The organism is Pseudomonas sp. WS 5010 (assembly GCF_012985565.1).
Lineage (GTDB): Bacteria > Pseudomonadota > Gammaproteobacteria > Pseudomonadales > Pseudomonadaceae > Aquipseudomonas.
Window position 1 is genome coordinate 741,543 of the sequence record NZ_JAAQWQ010000001.1, and the last position, 18,208, is coordinate 759,750.

Below are 18,208 nucleotides of genomic sequence, written 5' to 3' on the forward strand. Positions count from 1 at the left end.
ATGCTGCTGGCAAGTTTTTTGGGTGTGTTGATGGGCCTGGTCATGGGGTTGACCGGGGCCGGGGGCGGGATTCTCGGTGTGCCGGCGTTGGTCCTGGGGCTGGGCTTGACCATGACCGAAGCGGCGCCGGTGTCGTTGTTTGCGGTCGGCGCGGCAGCGGCAGTTGGAGCGCTTGATGGCTTGCGCCATGGCCTGGTGCGTTACCGCGCGGCGCTGTTGATCGCGTTGCTCGGCGCGCTGTTTTCGCCGTTGGGGGTGTTTTTTGCCCATCAGTTGCCGGACAAGATCCTGATGGGCCTGTTCAGCGCGCTGATGGTGCTGGTGGCATGGCGCATGCTGCGGCGCGAGAAAGTCGAGGCCGGCCCCAGCGACCATGGCGCAGCCTCCTGGGGGCAAAAGAACTGCATGCTTGATCAACAGACCGGGCGCTTTTCCTGGACCGCCAAATGCACCGCGACCCTAGCGGCATTGGGTGCGGTGACGGGGGCGGTATCGGGCCTGCTCGGCGTGGGCGGCGGCTTTCTGATTGTGCCGGCGTTCAAGCAACTGACCGATGTGCAGATGCGCGGGATCGTTGCTACGTCGTTGATGGTGATCAGCCTGATCTCGCTGATCGGCGTGGTCGGCGCGTTCCATGCTGGGGTAGTGATCGACACCATGGGCTGGGTGTTTATTGCTGCCAGCATCGTCGGCATGCTCGCTGGCCGGCGCCTGGGCTCGCGGGTCCCGGCGCGGGCCCTGCAAATCGGTTTTGCCAGCCTGTGTGTCGTGGTGGCAGGCGGGATGTTGTTCAACGCCCTTTGACCCCAACCCCGCGCCTACTGGTGTAAGCCTTAAGTGGCGGGCCCTCGGCGCCCTCCAAAGCACCGCGCATCCCCCTCCAAGGCAGCGTTTAACCGCGCTGCCCGACTTTCGATAATCGCCTCCGACACCCAGACCCCCGTCGCCGGAGCGCGCCATGCATAACAATAAGAACTTCCCCCGTCGTTTGTTGCCAGCCTTTATCGCCAGCCTCGGCTTGAGCTCGCTGGCCCAGGCCGAAATCGTGCTGTACGACAAGGACGAGACCACCTTCTCCACCGATGGCTATATCAACGCCTTCTACGTCAACAGCGACGTGGACCGTGCCGGCGAGCAGTACGACCGGCGCCAGTCGCGAGTGAAGATGGGCTTTTTGCCCAACTACCTGGGCTTCAACATGGGCAAGCAGGTCGATGACCTCAAGCTCGGCGCCCGTGCTTCGTTCTGGGTGACCATCAACGACAGTGAAACCAACGGCACCGACACCGCCATCGACGTGCGCCAGTTCTACGGCACCGTGGCCAACCCAGAGTGGGGCGAAGTGCTGATCGGCAAGGACTTCGGTCTGTTCGCCCGCTCCAACATCCTGCTCGACGAACTGCTCGCAGGTTACGGCCAGGTCAGCGACAGCCTGGGCCTGGTGGACGGCGGCGGGGTCTCGTTCGGCAACATCGGTAGCGGCTACCCGTACCCGTTCCCCACCTCGCAGATCACCTACCGCACCCCGGTAATGGAAGGCCTGCGGGTGGCCGTGGGCATCATGGACCCGGTCGACACCAACGACAGCAGCGCGCTGGGCAAGGCCTACCAGAAGAACCCGCGCACCGAGAGCGAGATCACCTACCAGTTCGACGTGGGCGGGGCGAAGATCTACAGCTGGCTCAACGGCAGCTACCAGACCTCGGACAACACCGACTCCAGCGTCGAGTCGGTGACCTCCAAGGGCCTGGGCTATGGCGTGCAGGCGAAGATGGGCGGCTTGTCGCTCACCGGTTCCGGCTTCCAGGCCAAGGGCATCAACCCCTTCTTTACCAACAACGCCGGGGAAGCCACCTTGCGCAATGTCGACAGCAACGGCTACCTGTTGCAGGGCTCCTACAAACTGGGTAAGAACCGCCTGGCGCTGTCCTACGGCAAGACCAAGGACGACGGCAACGGCGTGGTCGGCAGCGGTGCCGACTACCAAACCCGTGGCATTGCCCTGTTCCATGACATCAACGACAACCTGAAGCTGGTGGCCGAGTACAACCAGTTCGAAATCACCGGCCACGACACCAGTGCGCAGAATGAAGATACCGATACCTTTGCGGTGGGGGCGGTGCTGACCTGGTAATGACCTGGAACACGGTCAAACGTGTGGGAGCTGGCTTATGTGGGAGCTGGCTTGCCTGCGATGCTTGCGACTCGGTGGATCAGTTACACCGCGGTGATGCAATCGCAGGCAAGCCAGCTCCCACACAAAGCCTGTTCCCACAGAGATTCATCTGTTGCTCGGTGGCTCTCATCCCATCGAAGCCCCGACCCAGTACCCAAGTAGCATAGGTCGCCACCCCGCGCGTTCGTACACTTGAGCTTCAACGGGGAGATGACCATGCAGCAGGTGCACAGCGAAGGCGTAGTCACAGCCATGTCCCAGGCCAGCGAGGCGCGGCAGGTGGCCGATGAGCTGGCGCGCCAGTTGTTGCACCCGTACCTGGGTTTCGTGCTGTTCTTCTGCTCTGCCACCTACGACCTGCAGGCCCTCGGCCAGGCCCTGCAACACAGTTTCGGTGGTGTTCGTGTGGTGGGTTGCACCAGTGCCGGCGAGATCACACCCCAGGGGTACGGGCGCAATTGCGTGACGGCGGTGGGGTTTGACCACGCGCACTTTTCCATCGCCACCGAGCTGATCGACCAGGTCGAGCACTTCAGCCTGATCGACGCGCAACAAATGGTCGAACGCCTGGTGGGCGGCTGTCGCAGCAACACCCTGGCGCCGATCAAGGGCAACAGCTTTGCCTTGACCCTGCTCGATGGCCTGTCCAGCCGTGAAGAAATGGTCCTCGCCGCCCTGAGCGCGGCGCTTGGTGATATCCCCCATTTCGGCGGTTCGGCCGGCGATGACAACCACCTGACCCACACCCACGTGTATTTCGACGGCGCCTTTCACAGCGGCGCGGCGGTGGTGGTACTGGTCAATACCTGGCTGGATTTCGAGGTGTTCACCACCCACCACATCCTGCCCTTGGCACAGAAGCTGGTGGTGACAGGAGCGGACAGCGCCTCGCGACGGGTCTTTGAATTGAACGCCGAACCTGCCGCCGAGGAATACGCGCGGCATATCGGCGTGGCCGTGGCGCAACTTGATCACCGGATCTTCGCCGCCCACCCGTTGGCGGTGCGCGTCAACGATCAGTACTACGTGCGGGCGATCCAGCAGGTCCACGACGACTTGAGCTTGAGTTTCTACTGCGCGGTGGAAAACGGCATCGTCCTCACCGCCATGACCCCGGGGCCGATCCTGCCCAACCTGCAGACCCTGTTCGACGGCCTGCAAGCGCGCCTTGGCGACTTGCTGCTGACCATTGGCTGCGACTGTTTCCTGCGGCGCCTGGAGCTCGAAGAGCACGGCGCCCTGGAGCCGATCGGCGCCTTTTTGCGCGAGCAACGGGTGATGGGGTTCAACACCTACGGAGAACAGTTCAATGGCATGCACATCAACCAGACCTTTACCGGGGTCGCCATTGCCCGTGGTCGAACCCCTGGACAGCGCTGAACTGCACGCGCAGATCCGCGCCCTGCAGCAGGACAATCGCAAGCTGGCGCGGATCAACGCCGCGCTGATCGAGCGCGTCGAGTCCGGCGCGACCCGTGGCAACGACCCCTATGCGGCGTTCCAGCATTCGGTGGTGCTGGCCGAGCAGGTGCGCGAACGTACCGATGCGCTCAACCAGGCGATGGCCGAACTCAAGGCCAGCAACCATCTGCTGCGCGAGGCGCGGCTGCGGGCGGAAACCGCGCACCAGCATTTGATCGATGCCATCGAGAGCATTTCCGATGCCTTTGTGCTGTTCGACCAACACCAGCACATCGTGTTGTTCAACAGCCGCTTCCAGGGATTTTGGAGCAATAGCCCGGTGCAGATTGTCGCGGGCATGGGCCTGCGCGAGGTCAAGCGGTTGATGACGGTCAACGGCCTGTTCACCGAAGAAGCCCATGGGCATGCCGATGAAACCCTGTTCTACCGCCTGGATAACGGCCGTTGGTTGCAAGTCAGCGAAAGGCCGACCCAGGACGGCGGGCGGGTGATTCTGTTTACCGACATCACCGACGTCAAACTGGCGGAAACCCTGCGCCGTGAACAGGCCGTCGCGCAGAAATCCCAGGAAAGCGAACGCTGGATCCGCCTGATCACCGACCATGTGCCGGCGTTGATTGCCTACCTCAATGCCGACCTGGTCTACGAGTTCACCAACAAGGTCTACGAGCAATGGTATTGCTGGGCGCAGGGCGCGATGCTCGGCAAAAGCCTGCGCCAGGCCCACAGCGAACAGCATTACCAGCGCCTGGAAGCCTACGTGGCGCAGGCGCTGGCGGGGGAGAGCGTGACCTTTGAGTTCGCCGAAACCAACATCAACCACCAGGAGCGCTACATGCTGCGCTCCTATGTGCCCAATCGCCTGGCCAGTGGCGAGGTGGTGGGGATCTTTGTGCTGATCCGCGACATCACCGAACGCCGGCGCACCGCCGAGGCCCTGCACCAGGCGTATCAGAACCTGGAGCTGCGAGTGCGCGAGCGCACGGCCGAGCTGACCTCGCTCAACGACCAGCTGTTGCAGGAAATCGACGAGCGCCGCCGCGTGGAGTCGCGCCTGCGCGAAGCCAAGCTGGAGGCCGAGCAGGCCAACCTGTCGAAAACCAAGTTTCTGGCGGCGGTCAGCCATGACCTGCTGCAACCGCTGAATGCCGCCCGCCTGTTTACCGGGGCCTTGCTGGAACGCCGTGACCCGGTGGCCAACGAAACGTTGGTGCGCAACGTCAGCAATTCCCTGGAAGATGTGGAAAACCTGCTGGGCACCCTGGTGGATATTTCCAAGCTCGATGCCGGGGTGATCAAGGCCGATATCGCGCCATTTGCCTTGAGCGAACTGCTGGACAACCTCGCCGCCGAATACACCCAAGTGGCGCGCAGCGAAGGCTTGCAGCTGCACTTTATTGGCTGCTCGGCCCTGGTGCGCAGCGATATCCAGTTGCTTGCGCGGATCTTGCGCAACCTGTTGAGCAATGCCATTCGCTACACCTACGGCGGGCGCGTGGTGCTGGGTTGCCGGCGCGAGCATCAGCGTTTGTCGATCCAGGTCTGGGACACTGGTATGGGCATCGCGGAGGAGCGTCTGGAGGAGATTTTCCAGGAGTTCAAGCGCGGCGATGTGCAACGTCCCGACCAGGATCGCGGGCTGGGCCTGGGCCTGGCGATTGTGGAGAAAATCGCCAGGATTCTCGGGCACCGGATCAGCGTGCGCTCATGGCCGGGCCGGGGTTCGATGTTCAGTGTGGAGGTGCCGTTGAGCAGCACCGCACCCAGGGTCTTGCCTATGCCGGTGATGAGCGAGCCGATGCTCGAGCGCTTGCAGGGCGCGCGGGTGTGGGTGCTGGATAACGACGCGGCGATCTGCGCCGGCATGCGCACTTTGCTGGAGGGTTGGGGCTGCCAGGTGGTGACGGCCTTGTCCGAGCAGGACCTGGCACGCCAGGTGGACAACTACCATGCCCAGGCGGATCTGCTGATTGCCGACTATCACCTGGATGACGAACAGAACGGCGTGGACGCGGTGGCCAGGATCAATGCGCGGCGGGCCAGTGCGATTCCGGCGATGATGATCACCGCCAACTACAGCAACGAGCTGAAACTGCAGATCCGCGAGCTGGGGCACACCTTGATGCACAAGCCGGTGCGGCCGATGAAACTCAAGACTGCCATGAGCCACCTCTTGGGCCGCCCCTGACACAATCTCGATCAAAATGTGGGAGCGGGCTTGCCCTAATGTCAGTCAGTTAAGCGCAGATCCCCTGTGGGAGCGGGCTTGCTCGCGAATGCGGTGGGTCAGTCAATACATTCATTACTGATCCACCGCATTCGCGAGCAAGCCCGCTCCCACATTTTGATCTCAGTCGTCAGGATAATCAGCGTCGCAGATAGGAACCGAAGTCGATGTCCCCGGCGCTCAAGATCGCCTGCACCCGATTGTGCACATTCAACTTGCGCAGGATCGCCGACACATGGGCCTTCACCGTGGTCTCGGCAATTTCCAGGGTGTAGGCAATCTGCTTGTTCGACTCACCCTTGGTCATGCGTTCCAGCACCAGCAGCTGTTTGCGCGTGAGGGCCTGGAGCAGTTCCGGGGCGAAGGCCGGGTTGTCGTGCATGCGCCGCTGGCCGGGGTTTTTCTGGGTGCGGATGATGTCCGGCGGCAGGTACACGTTGCCATTGAGGATCTGCTGGATCGCCTCGGTCATCTGCGCCCGTGGCGAGGACTTGGTGATAAAGCCGACCGCCCCGTAGGTAATGGCCTGCAGCACGATCTGCTTGTCCTGCTCGGCCGAGACGATCACCACTGGAATCGTCGGTGCTTCGTTGCGCAGGTTGATCAGGCCGTTGAGGCCGTGCATGCCGGGCATGTTCAGGTCCAGCAGGATCAGGTCGAGGTCGTCATGCTCCTGGGTCAGGGCCAGGGCGCTGTCCAGGTCGGCGGTTTCCATCACTTCGCTACCGGCAAAACCGTCGCTGATGACGTTATGGATCGCTTCGCGAAACAGCGGGTGATCGTCGGCAATCAGAATTTTATACATGGCCGTTCACCTTTTTATTGTGGTTTTTCAGGGGGCAAGCTCAAAGGGCTCAGGGTGTGCTGCGGCGACTGGCAGCTTGGCTGCCTCCCACGCGTCCAGGCCATCGCGATACCAATACACAGCGCTATAGCCCAAGGCATTGGCCCGTTTTACCGCGTTCCAACTCAACCAGCAATCTGAGCGGCAGTAGAACACCAACGGGTGTGCAAGGTTACCGCCGCTGTAGGTATACAGGTGGCGGGCAAAGTAGCTTTGCCATTCTGGCGTCAGCTCCCCATCGCCGGTATTGGCCAGCCAATGGCTGCCGGGCAGGTTGGCGTGGGGCTGGTCTTCGATGAACTGGCCGTGCAGCCATTGTCGGCGGTAGACGTCGATCAGCACCGGGCGCGGTTGTTGCGCCAGCAGCGCTTGCAGGGCAGGGGTGTCGACGATGGTCGCGCCCGGCAGGTGCGCAGGCGTGGGGCTGCGATAGAGGTTGATGCGGTAGCCATCGCTGGAAAACAGCGCAGTGGGCGGCTGGGCAGCCGCCAGCAGCGGGGTCAGCGACAGCACGGCAACCAGGGTCAGTCGGGCGGGCAGCATGGCAGGTACGATCCTTATAGTTATGCGCCCATTACATGCCAGTCGCGCTGCCTTGGGAATGCGACGATAGACAGCAAAACCAGTACCAAAGTAGTAATTCACCGCGTGCCCGGGGGCTCTAGCATGCAAGGCAACGATCATCCCCGGGAGTTGTACGATCATGCGAATCCTCAAGGCGCTGCTCTTGCCGTTTTTGCTGATTGTCAGCCTGATCGGCGTGGACAAGCTCCACGGCCCGCGACCGGCGCCAGTTTTGGTGATGCCGGCGCATGCCTCATGAATATCCTGTTGGTCGACAAACACGCCGTGGTGCGCCTGGGCTACAGCAGCCTGTTGCGGGCGCTGCTACCGGGCGTGGAGCTGCGCGAGGCGGGCAGTGGCGAAGAGGCGCTGGCGCGGGTGCAGGAGGCGGTGCCGAACCTGGTGATCACCGGTTTTGGCCTGCCGGGCATCAGTGGCCTGGAGACCACCCGCCGCCTGCGCCAGCGCCTGCCGCAATTGCGCGTGCTGTTTTTCAGCCAGCATCAGGAACTGCCCCTGGTACGCCAGGCCCTGGAGGTCGGCGCTGCGGGTTATATCACCAAGGGCGCGACGCCTGCGGTGATGAACGAGGCGGTGCAGCGCATTCTCGACGGCCACACTTACATCGAACAGGCCCTGGCCACCGAGCTGGCCTATCACCCGGTCGATCACCGCCTGCAGGGCATGACCGCCCGCGAGTTGGAGATTTTCCTGATGCTCGCCAAGGGCACGCCCACCCGGGCCATTGCTGATCAACTGAGTATCAGCAGCAAGACCGTGTCCAATCACCTGACCTTGCTCAAGAGCAAATTGCAGGTCAGCTCCCATGCGGAGTTGGTGCATGTGGGGATTGATATGGGCGTGGTGCGGGCGGCGGGATAAATCGCACCTCGGTAGGCACCGACGAGCCGGCGCCTACAGAGGTTAACGGTCCCAAGTGGTGGGGCAGTCCTTGCAGCCCTCCATATTCGCATCCTGGAAGTTTGCATAGTGCTGGCGGGTGCCGGTGAGGGTGGCCTGTTCCAGGTTGCTTTCACCGAACTTGGCTTCTTGCAGGTTGGCATCGCTCAGGTCCGCACCTTGCAGGTCGGCCTTGCTCAACCAGGTCATTTCCAGGTCCGCGGCACGCAGGTTGGCCTTGTGCAGCTTGGCCCCCGACAGCCGCGCAAATTGCAGGTAGGCGGCGCTGAGGTTGGCGTTTTCGAACTGTGCACCCTGGGCGAACATGCCCCAGCCTTGCACGGCCATCAAGGTGGCACCGCTGAAATCCGCCAGGCGCAGGTTGGCTTGTTGCAGGCTGGCGCGGGTCAGGTTGGCACCTTGCAGTTGGGCTTTTTCCAGGTTGGCCAGGTCGAGGTTGGCGTGGCGCAGATCGGCCTCGCGCAGGTCGGCACCGGCCAGGTTCATTTTGCTCAAATCCTCGTTACGCAGGTTGGCGCCCTTGAGGTTGGCGCCGGGGCATTGGCTGTGGGGGGCGATGGTGCAGCCGTTGATGACCAGGGGTTGGTCGTCGCCATCGTCGGCGTAGGCCAGGGGGAGGGACAGCAGAAGTAAGAGGGGCAGGTAGTTCATGGCGGGGATCTCGTGGTGGCCGTTGGGGCGCGGAGCACCCTGGGAAGCGTTCCCACGCAGAGCGTGGGAACGATCATCAACGGGGGTTATTTTTGCGCGGTCTTGTTATCCCAGCTCGGGATCTTGAACACCCAGAATGACCCGCCTTGCGCCACCGGCTTGGTCAGCTCGGCCATGTCGCCGCCCCACAACGGCACCGCGCCGCCGTAGCCAACCGTCACGCCGATGTACTGCTCGCCGTCCTGTTCCCAGGTGATCGGCGGGGAGACGATGCCGCTGCCGGTCTGGAACTTCCACAGCTCCTTGCCGGTTTTCGCGTCGAAGGCCTTGAAGAAGCCATCGCCAGTGCCGGTGAACACCAGGTTGCCCTTGGTCGCCAGCACGCCGGCCCACAATGGCAGGGCTTCCTTGTGTTCCCATACCACCTTGCCGGTGGTCGGGTTCATCGCGCGCAGGGTGCCGACGTGGTCGTCATACATGCGCTTGATGCGGAACCCCATGCCCAGGTACGCCGAGCCCTTCTTGTAGTTGACCTCTTCGGTCCAGTATTCCTCTTTCCACTGGTTGCCCGGAATGTAGAACAGGCCGGTGTCCTGGCTGTAGGCCATGGGGTTCCAGTTCTTGCCACCGAGGAACGGCGGCGAGACTTCCACCGATTTGCCCTTGGTTTCACCCGGCAGCGGCTTGGCCGGACGCTGGCCTTCGTTTTCCACGGGGCGGCCGGTCTTCAGGTCGATATGGCTGGCCCAGGTGATGTTGTCGACAAACGGGAAGGCGTTCTGCAGCTTGCCGTTGTTGCGGTCGACCACGTAGAAGAAGCCGTTGCGGTCGGCGTGGCCGGTGGCCTTGACCACTTTGCCGTCCTTGTCCTTGTAATCGAACAGCACCAGCTCGTTGTTGCCGGAGAAGTCCCAGGCATCGTTTGGCGTGTGCTGGTAGAACCACTTCACTTCGCCGGTGCTTGGGTCGACACCCACTTGGCCGGAGGTGTAGAGGCTGTCGAAGTCGTGGGGGTTGCCGTCCTTGGAGGTGCGCGCCCAGGTGTTCCACGGCCCTGGGTTGCCAGCGCCGACGATGATGGTGTTGGTTTCGGCATCGAAACTGGCGCTCTGCCAAGGGGCGCCGCCGCCGTGGCTCCAGGCCTCGACCTTGCCGGTTTCGGTGGTTGGATCATCCGGCCAGGACGGTGCTTTCACATCGCCGGTGGTGGTGCTGTCCTTGCCATTGAGGCGGCCCATGTGGCCTTCGACAAACGGGCGCATCCACACTTCTTCGCCGGTGTCCGGGTCGCGGGCAAACAGCTGGCCGACCACGCCGAATTCATCACCGGAGCTGCCGTGGATCAGCAGGACCTTGCCAGTGACCTTGTCTTTGATCAGCACCGGGGCGCCGGTCATGGTGTAGCCGGCGGCGTGGTCGCCGAATTTCTTGTTCCACACCACTTTGCCGGTGTTTTTATCGAGGGCGATCAGGCGTGCATCGAGGGTGCCGAAGTAGATCTTGTCGCCAAAGATCGCCGCCCCGCGGTTGACCACGTCACAGCACGGGCGAATGTTGTCGGGCAGGCGGTGGTTGTAGGTCCACAGGCGCTTGCCGGTCTTGGCGTCGAGGGCGAATACCCGGGAGTAGGAGCCGGTGACATACACCACGCCGTCGTTGACGATGGCCTGGGATTCCTGGCCGCGTTGCTTCTCGTCACCGAACGAGTAGGACCAGGCCGGTGTGAGCTTGAAAACGTTTTTGTCGTTGACCTGGGCCAGGGGGCTCCAGCGCTGGGCGTTGGTCCCCATGCCGTATTGCAGCACGTCCTTGGTGGTCAGGTGGTCGTTGGCAATGTCTTCCCAGGTGACGTTGCGCGTCTGCTTGGCAGGTTCGGCAGCGGCGAAGCTCGCCGCACTCAAGGACAGGCTGCCGACCAGCAGGAAAGCCTGCACGGCAAGGCTCAGCGGCGAGAGGGCGGGTAGCGATCTTATTGTCATGGTTGCAGTTCCCAGTGGAGGTTTTGGCCTGCACAGGTTGCTGGCTGGACGGGGCACAGGGATACGGAAAATATCCCGGTGTAGCCGGGACAATTTCCCGAACCGCATCTGATTTAGCAGGGGCCCGCAAGCCTTACTACGAAGGGAGTAGAACCCGGCCACCAAAGCAGCATACGGGCCCTGGCGAGGCGTTCCTATGATGGTTGCCATAGCCTCTGTAGAGAGGTTTTGCGTGCAATCCTGAGGGGACAATAATGACAACAAAACGCAACGCCTTGCTGGTTGCCGGCCTGTTGGCCGGGGTGATCGGCGCAGGCTCCGCCTGGGCTCATGGCAACGTCACACCCACTGCCGTGGAAACCAAGGGACTGACGCCGGTCAAGGATGCCGGCGTGACGCTGGATGCGGACGGCTGGGCGGCGGTGAACCCGTATCGCCAGTCGCCGGAACATGACAAGGCCGTGGAAGTCGGCGCCTCGGCCTATAACCAGAACTGCGCCGCGTGCCATGGCCTGGAAGCCAAGTCCGGCGGGATCGCGCCGGACCTGCGCATGCTCGATGAGGGCGATGCCGGGGACGAGTGGTTCGTCGAACGGGTGCGCCACGGTGCCGTGCGCGATGGCCGGGTGTACATGCCTAAAATGGCCGACTACCTGAGCCAGGAAGCCTTATGGGCGGTACGCACTTATCTTGATAGCGTGCACGTCGAGGAGTAAGCCATGGGCTGGCGCGCACGTTGGCTGTTGGCTTGTTGGTTGCCAGTGGCCGCCTACGGGATGGACCCCGGCAAAGACCCGGTGCCATCGGTGATGTGGAGCTATTTTCACCAGCAGTTGCTCGGCAATGCGCCGTTTGTCTTTGATGAGCGGGTCCAACTGCTGGCGCCGCCCTTTGCCGAAGATGCGCGGCAGGTGCCGCTGGAAATCGATGCCCGCGCCTTCAAGGGCGAGGTAGTGAAGATCATCGCCTGGGCCGAACTCAATCCACTGCCGAAAATCGTCGACTTCCAGCCGGGCGAGGGCGTGCTGCCCTGGCTGGCGATTCGTATCCGCATCGAACAGGCCACGCCGTTGCGCGCGGCCGTGTTGACCAAAGATGGCCTGTGGCATGTGGGCTCGACCCTGATCGACGCCGCCGGCGGTGGCTGCACCGCGCCCAGCGTGGTGCGCAGCCAGCCGGGTTGGGAAGAGCACCTGGGAGAAGTGTTGGGCGGTCGCTACCCCCGCGCGGATTTCAGCCGGCTGCGCCTGCAAGTGGCGCACCCGATGGACAATGGCATGGTCAGCGGCATCCCTGAGTTCTACATCAACCACGCCGAGCTGCGCGACGCCCAGGACCGGGTGTTGGCGCGCCTGGAGCTGTTCGCGGCGGTCAGCGAGAACCCCGACCTGGCGTTTGACCTGCAAGGAGCGGGGCCGGTGCGCCTACTGTTGCGCGACACCAGCGGCAGCGAATTTTCCGGAGCCATCCCATGAAGTGGCTATGGCTGCTGTTGTTCGGCCTGAGCCTGCCCGCGCTGGCCGACCTCGACTACGCCCTCAACCCCCGGCAGATCGCTGCCGACACCTGGCTGCTGGAAGGCAGCACCGACAATTTCGCCAGGGCCAACGGCGGCAATATCGTCAATACCGCCTTTATCGTGACCCAGGCCGGGGTAGTGGTTATCGACACCGGGCCGTCCCGGCGCTACGGCGAGGCGATGCGCCAGGCAATTGCCACGGTCACCGACAAACCGGTGATCCAGGTCTTGCTGACCCATCACCACCCCGACCATGTACTGGGCAACCAGGCGTTCAAGGATGTGCCCATCGGCGCGCTGGCAGGCACCACCACGCTGCTGCGCGAGCAGGGCGATGGCATGGCGGAAAATATGTACCGCATGGTCGGCGACTGGATGCGTGGCACTGAAGTGCTGCTGCCCAGCCAGACGCTGAGCCCCGGCGTGCAGACCTTTGGTGGGCACTCCTTGCGCCTGCTGAGCCTGAGCGGCCATACCGGCGCCGACCTGGCGATTTTCGACGAGACCAGCGGCGTGCTGTTTGCCGGCGACCTGGTGTTTTACCAGCGCGCCCTGACCACCCCCAATACCCCCGGCCTTGCAGTATGGCTGGCGGATATCGCCACCCTGCAAGGCCTGCCCTGCAAGCTCATTGTGCCCGGCCACGGCCCCGTGGCCAGCGACGCGCAGCCCTTTGCACAAATGCGTGACTACCTGGGCTGGCTCGACCAGCTCATGGCTACCGGTGCCGCCAACGGCAGTGCCATGGGCGAGATGATCCGCAGCCCCATCCCCGAACGTTTTGCGGCCATCAGCCTGAGCCGCTACGAACTGATCCGCAGTGTCAGCCACCTGTATCCGCGCTATGAACGCGCCCAGATGCAACGGATAGATCAATAACAACATCCCCCCGAAAGAGGCCTCATCATGATCTACGCACAACCTGGCACCCCCGGCGCCATCGTCACCTTCAAGCCACGCTACGGCAACTTTATCGGTGGCGAGTTTGTGGCCCCGGTCAACGGTGAATACTTCACCAACACCTCGCCGGTCACCGGCGAAGTGATTGCCCAATTCCCGCGCTCCAGCGCCGCCGATATCGACAAGGCGCTGGACGCCGCGCATGCCGCCGCCGATGCCTGGGGCAAGACCTCGGCCCAGGATCGTTCCCTGGTGCTGCTGAAAATTGCCGACCGCATCGAGCAGCACCTGGAAGTGTTGGCCGTGACCGAAACCTGGGACAACGGCAAGGCCGTGCGCGAGACCCTGAATGCCGACGTGCCATTGGCCGCCGACCACTTCCGTTATTTCGCCGGCTGTATCCGCGCCCAGGAGGGCGGCGCTGCCGAGATCAACGAACTGACCACCGCTTATCACTTCCACGAACCCCTGGGCGTGGTCGGGCAGATCATCCCGTGGAACTTCCCGTTGTTGATGGCCGCCTGGAAACTCGCCCCGGCCCTGGCCGCCGGCAACTGCATCGTGCTCAAGCCGGCCGAGCAGACGCCGCTGTCGATCATGGTGTTTGCCGAGCTGATCGCCGACCTGTTGCCGGCCGGCGTGCTGAACATCGTCCAGGGTTTTGGCCGCGAAGCCGGCGAAGCCCTGGCCACCAGCAAGCGCATCGCCAAGATCGCCTTTACCGGCTCCACCCCGGTGGGCGCGCACATCATGCACGCGGCGGCCGAGAACATTATTCCGTCTACCGTCGAGCTGGGCGGCAAGTCGCCCAATATCTTCTTTGAAGACATCATGCAGGCGGAACCGGCCTTTATCGAGAAAGCCGCCGAGGGCCTGGTGCTGGCGTTCTTCAACCAGGGCGAGGTCTGCACCTGCCCGTCGCGGGCGCTGGTGCAGGAGTCGATCTACGAGCCGTTCATGGCCGAGGTCATGAAGAAGATCGTCAAGATCAAGCGCGGCAACCCGCTGGACACCGAAACCATGGTCGGCGCCCAGGCGTCCGAGCAGCAGTACGACAAGATCCTCTCGTACCTGACCATTGCCCAGGAAGAGGGCGCCGAACTGCTGGCCGGTGGCGCCGCCGAACACCTGGAGGGCGACCTGTCCAGCGGCTATTACATCCAGCCGACCCTGCTCAAGGGCCACAATAAAATGCGCGTGTTCCAGGAAGAAATCTTCGGCCCGGTGGTGGGCGTGACCACCTTCAAGGACGAAGCCGAAGCCCTGGCGATTGCCAACGACAGCGAATTTGGCCTCGGTGCCGGGCTGTGGACCCGCGACATCAACCGCGCCTACCGCATGGGCCGGGCGATCAAGGCCGGGCGCGTGTGGACCAACTGCTACCACCTGTACCCGGCGCACGCCGCGTTTGGCGGCTACAAGAAGTCCGGGGTGGGGCGTGAGAACCACAAGATGATGCTCGACCATTACCAGCAGACCAAGAACCTGCTGGTGAGCTATGACATCAACCCGTTGGGGTTCTTCTGATCGCCTGATTGAACTGCCAGCTTCCACCCTTTGATGGGTAGACATCAGCCTCCCTGCTTGAAATGCAATCAAGTGTGGGAGCTGGCTTGCCTGCGATAGCGGTTGTCCAGCTTGCATCATTAGTGGCTGAACTTGCGCCATCGCGGCATGAGCATCTACGCAACTTTCTTCTGGGTATGTGTACATATCCATTGCTGCGGTCACGGCCACTTAGGGTTCCGCCCTGACGGCGGGTCACTTTTGGAAAAGAGCCCCAAAAGTAACCAAAAGGGCTCTTGCCCCACCACTCGGTGCCTCGCCTAGGCTCGGCATGCCCGCAATCCGACATTGATTTGGGGGGCCGCCGCGATGGGCCATCCCTGGCCCAGCGCGGCTAAACCGGCGTCCTGCCGGTTTACCCCCCAAATCAATATCGGATTCCGGCCAGCGTGGTTTAAAGGGGCGCCTAAGATCAAAATCACAAGCAAAACGAGGCGGCCTTAGAGCCGACCTGATCGTGGAATCGTGCGCGTACCCCTGTGGAAGTTTGATCGATGTCCATCCGAGACTAACGTCTGCGACCGGCTCGTTCGAAAGTAGCATTCGCCCGCCAGCCCACCCATGCATTAATGCCTATACCGGACTTTCCCGGCATAACAAGAGGAACGCCCCATGTGGACCAAACCCGCCTACACCGACCTGCGTATCGGCTTTGAAGTGACGATGTATTTCGCCAATCGCTGAAATTTCAACGGGGATGTGGGCCACCCATTGGTCTGATTGCATTCGCCAGCGGATGCGTTAGTGTGGCCCGTATCTTCCAAAAACAATAAAAACAGGCTTACCAATGAGCCAGAGTCTCAGCCAACTGCGTAAATTCGTTTCCCCAGAAATCATCTTCGGCGCCGGTTCCCGGCACAATGTCGGCAATTACGCCAAGACCTTTGGTGCGCGCAAGGTCCTGGTGGTCAGCGACCCCGGCGTAGTGGCTGCCGGTTGGGTCGCAGATGTGGAGGCCAGCCTGCAGGCCCTGGGTATCGAGTACTGCCTGTACACCGCCGTGTCACCCAACCCGCGTGTGGAAGAAGTGATGCAGGGCGCCGAGGTCTACCGCGAGCACCATTGCGATGTGATCGTCGCCGTCGGCGGCGGCAGCCCGATGGATTGCGGCAAGGCCATTGGCATTGTGGTTGCCCATGGGCGCAGCATCCTTGAGTTCGAAGGGGTGGACACCATCCGCGTGCCCAGCCCGCCGCTGATCCTGATCCCGACCACCGCCGGCACCTCCGCCGACGTGTCGCAGTTCGTGATCATTTCCAATCAGCAGGAACGCATGAAGTTTTCCATCGTCAGCAAGGCGGTGGTGCCGGATGTGTCGCTGATCGATCCGGAAACCACCGCCAGCATGGACCCGTTTCTCTCGGCCTGTACCGGGATCGACGCGCTGGTGCATGCCATCGAGGCCTTTGTGTCTACCGGCCACGGCCCGCTGACCGACCCCCATGCGCTGGAGGCTATGCGCCTGATCAATGGCAACCTGGTGCAGATGATCGCCAACCCCAGCGATATCGCCCTGCGCGAGAAAATCATGCTCGGCAGCATGCAGGCGGGCCTGGCGTTTTCCAATGCGATCCTGGGTGCGGTGCATGCCATGTCCCACAGCCTGGGCGGTTTTCTCGATTTGCCCCATGGCCTGTGCAACGCGGTGCTGGTCGAGCATGTGGTGGCGTTCAACTACAACTCGGCGCCGGAGCGTTTCAAGGTGATTGCCGAGACTTTTGGCATCGACTGCCGGGGGCTCAACCACCGGCAGATCTGCGGGCGGTTGGTGGAGCACCTGATTGCGCTCAAGCATGCCATTGGCTTCCATGAAACCCTGGGCCTGCACGGGGTGCGGGTGGCGGATATTCCGTTCTTGTCGCAACACGCCATGCACGACCCGTGCATCCTGACCAACCCGCGCGAGTCGAGCCAGCGTGACGTCGAGGTCGTCTATGGCGAAGCTCTCTGACGATCAACAGCGGGCCCTGGCCGGGCTGCTGGGGCTGGGTGATCATTCGGCACGCAAGAGCCACTACCCCGAGCTGACGGCGCGGTTGGATGAGCTGGAGGCCGAGCGCAAACGCTATATCCGCCTCAACGATGAGCTGGAGCAAAGGGTCGCGGCACGCACCGATGAACTGCTCGACGCCAACCACAATCTGCAACAGCAGATCGCCCGGCGCGAGCGCATCGAACAGGACCTGCGCGACGCCCGCGACGCTGCCCAGGCCGCCAACCGCAGCAAGGACAAATACCTCGCCGCCGCCAGCCACGACCTGCTGCAGCCGCTCAATGCCGCACGCTTGTTGATCTCCACCTTGCGCGAGCGAGAGCTGCCCAGCGTGGAAAAGGTCCTGGTGGAGCGTACGCACCAGGCGCTGGAAGGGGCGGAAGACCTGCTGGCGGACTTGCTGGATATTTCCCGCCTCGACCAGGCGGCGGTCAAGCCGGACATTGCCTTGTATCGCCTCGACGAACTGCTGGCGCCGCTGGTTTCGGAGTTCCAGTCGGTGGCGGCGGCGGCCGGGTTGAACCTGCGTGTGCACATGGGCCGCTATGCGCTGCGCACCGACCTGCGCCTGTTGACACGCATCCTGCGCAATTTCCTCAGCAATGCCTGCCGCTATACCGAGCAGGGTTGCATCCTGCTGGGGGCGCGGCGGCGCGGTGATCGCCTGCGCCTGGAGGTGTGGGACACCGGCCGTGGGATTGCCGCCGACAGCCTGGAGTCGATTTTCCTCGAGTTCAACCAACTGGACGTCGGCCGGGCGGCGGATCGCAAGGGCGTAGGCCTGGGCCTGGCGATTGTCGAGCGTATCGCGAAGATCCTCGGCTGCCAGGTGAGGGTGCGCTCATGGCCGGGGCGCGGCTCGATGTTCAGTATCGAGGTGCCGCTGTCCGAGGAAATACCGCTGCCCATCAGCCTCGCGCCACCCCAGGCCGGCGCCGGCAACCCATTGCCGGGGCGGCGCCTGCTGGTGCTGGATAACGAAACCAGCATCCTGGAAAGCATGCGCGCGTTGCTTGGGCAGTGGGGCTGCGAAGTGGTGACCGCCACTGATCAGGCGGGCGCGTTGGTGGCGTTGCAGGGTAGGGCGCCGGAGCTGATCCTGGCCGATTACCACCTCGATCATGGTGTGGTCGGCTGCGAGGTGGTCAAGCAGTTGCGCGAGCATTTCGACCGCAGGATCCCTGCGGTGATCATCACGGCCGACCGCACGGACCAGTGCCGGCGTTCGTTGCAGCGCCTGGAGGCGCCGTTGCTCAATAAACCGGTGAAGCCGGGCAAGCTGCGGGCGGTGTTGAGCCAGCTACTGGGTGCCGCGCCTGACACGACGGCCTGAATGTGGGAGCAGGCAAGCTGCTCCCACAGGCTTAAATCGCGTGTGCCTTGATACCTGTCAAAACCCGCCGCGACGCTTTGCCTCATGCTGCAGGCCTTGATTGTCATGGCCGA

At 62.8% G+C, this 18,208-nt stretch carries 16 protein-coding genes; 12 read left to right on the forward strand and 4 right to left on the reverse strand.

The features are described 5' to 3' along the window. The 4 genes from HBO11_RS03550 to HBO11_RS03565 all read left to right on the forward strand — a co-directional run bounded on the left by HBO11_RS03550 (nt 1) and on the right by HBO11_RS03565 (nt 5,786). Nucleotides 1–804, forward strand: a complete 804-nt coding sequence (locus HBO11_RS03550; RefSeq protein WP_169956124.1) for a sulfite exporter TauE/SafE family protein — start codon at nt 1–3, stop codon at nt 802–804. Between the two features lie 154 nt (nt 805–958). Beyond that, the gene (locus tag HBO11_RS03555; protein WP_169956121.1) at nt 959–2,134 is read left to right on the forward strand and encodes a porin; all 1,176 of its coding nucleotides are present in this window, start codon (nt 959–961) and stop codon (nt 2,132–2,134) included. Between the two features lie 258 nt (nt 2,135–2,392). Further along, the gene (gene nosP, locus HBO11_RS03560; RefSeq protein WP_170043150.1) at nt 2,393–3,556 is read left to right on the forward strand and encodes a nitric oxide-sensing protein NosP; all 1,164 of its coding nucleotides are present in this window, start codon (nt 2,393–2,395) and stop codon (nt 3,554–3,556) included. After that, the gene (locus HBO11_RS03565) at nt 3,525–5,786 is read left to right on the forward strand and encodes a PAS domain-containing hybrid sensor histidine kinase/response regulator (protein WP_169954426.1); all 2,262 of its coding nucleotides are present in this window, start codon (nt 3,525–3,527) and stop codon (nt 5,784–5,786) included. Before nosP ends, HBO11_RS03565 begins: the two co-directional genes overlap by 32 nt. Nucleotides 5,787–5,964: 178 nt before the next feature. On the opposite strand, the gene HBO11_RS03570 is transcribed toward HBO11_RS03565, so the two are convergent. Then, complete coding sequence (locus tag HBO11_RS03570) at nt 5,965–6,630, reverse strand: response regulator transcription factor (RefSeq protein ID WP_029296512.1); 666 nt, start codon at nt 6,628–6,630, stop codon at nt 5,965–5,967. Between the two features lie 27 nt (nt 6,631–6,657). Next, complete coding sequence (locus HBO11_RS03575) at nt 6,658–7,212, reverse strand: PQQ-dependent catabolism-associated CXXCW motif protein (protein WP_169954425.1); 555 nt, start codon at nt 7,210–7,212, stop codon at nt 6,658–6,660. 276 nt (nt 7,213–7,488) lie between these two features. Here HBO11_RS03575 and HBO11_RS03580 point away from each other — a divergent pair, with 276 nt between their 5' ends. Then, the gene (locus tag HBO11_RS03580) at nt 7,489–8,115 is read left to right on the forward strand and encodes a response regulator transcription factor (RefSeq protein WP_169954424.1); all 627 of its coding nucleotides are present in this window, start codon (nt 7,489–7,491) and stop codon (nt 8,113–8,115) included. A gap of 42 nt (nt 8,116–8,157) precedes the next feature. Here the strand turns inward: HBO11_RS03580 and HBO11_RS03585 are convergent, their stop codons facing one another. Further along, entirely contained in the window at nt 8,158–8,805 is a 648-nt protein-coding gene (locus tag HBO11_RS03585) for a pentapeptide repeat-containing protein (RefSeq protein ID WP_169954423.1), read from the reverse strand. A gap of 86 nt (nt 8,806–8,891) precedes the next feature. Next, entirely contained in the window at nt 8,892–10,784 is a 1,893-nt protein-coding gene (gene exaA, locus HBO11_RS03590) for a quinoprotein ethanol dehydrogenase (protein WP_169954422.1), read from the reverse strand. 254 nt (nt 10,785–11,038) lie between these two features. On the opposite strand from exaA, the gene pedF reads away from it, so the two are divergent. The 7 genes from pedF (at nt 11,039) to HBO11_RS03625 (ending at nt 18,095) form a co-directional block, all read left to right on the forward strand. Continuing rightward, nucleotides 11,039–11,500, forward strand: coding sequence for a cytochrome c-550 PedF (gene pedF, locus HBO11_RS03595; RefSeq protein ID WP_169954421.1), 462 nt, complete (start codon nt 11,039–11,041; stop codon nt 11,498–11,500). A 3-nt stretch (nt 11,501–11,503) separates the two neighbouring features. Next, nucleotides 11,504–12,259, forward strand: coding sequence for a quinoprotein dehydrogenase-associated SoxYZ-like carrier (locus tag HBO11_RS03600; protein ID WP_169954420.1), 756 nt, complete (start codon nt 11,504–11,506; stop codon nt 12,257–12,259). Further along, nucleotides 12,256–13,182: a quinoprotein relay system zinc metallohydrolase 1 gene (locus HBO11_RS03605; protein ID WP_169954419.1), complete on the forward strand. Its 927-nt coding sequence runs from the start codon at nt 12,256–12,258 to the stop codon at nt 13,180–13,182. Before HBO11_RS03600 ends, HBO11_RS03605 begins: the two co-directional genes overlap by 4 nt. Before the next feature lie 27 nt (nt 13,183–13,209). Next, nucleotides 13,210–14,730: an aldehyde dehydrogenase family protein gene (locus tag HBO11_RS03610; RefSeq protein WP_169954418.1), complete on the forward strand. Its 1,521-nt coding sequence runs from the start codon at nt 13,210–13,212 to the stop codon at nt 14,728–14,730. A gap of 651 nt (nt 14,731–15,381) precedes the next feature. Then, complete coding sequence (pqqA, locus tag HBO11_RS03615; RefSeq protein ID WP_003243383.1) at nt 15,382–15,453, forward strand: pyrroloquinoline quinone precursor peptide PqqA; 72 nt, start codon at nt 15,382–15,384, stop codon at nt 15,451–15,453. A 103-nt stretch (nt 15,454–15,556) separates the two neighbouring features. Continuing rightward, complete coding sequence (gene ercA / locus HBO11_RS03620; protein ID WP_169954417.1) at nt 15,557–16,720, forward strand: alcohol dehydrogenase-like regulatory protein ErcA; 1,164 nt, start codon at nt 15,557–15,559, stop codon at nt 16,718–16,720. Next, a complete protein-coding gene (locus tag HBO11_RS03625; protein WP_169954416.1) occupies nt 16,704–18,095 on the forward strand; it encodes a hybrid sensor histidine kinase/response regulator in 1,392 nt (463 codons plus the stop codon). Before ercA ends, HBO11_RS03625 begins: the two co-directional genes overlap by 17 nt. The last annotated feature ends 113 nt before the right edge of the window (nt 18,096–18,208 follow it).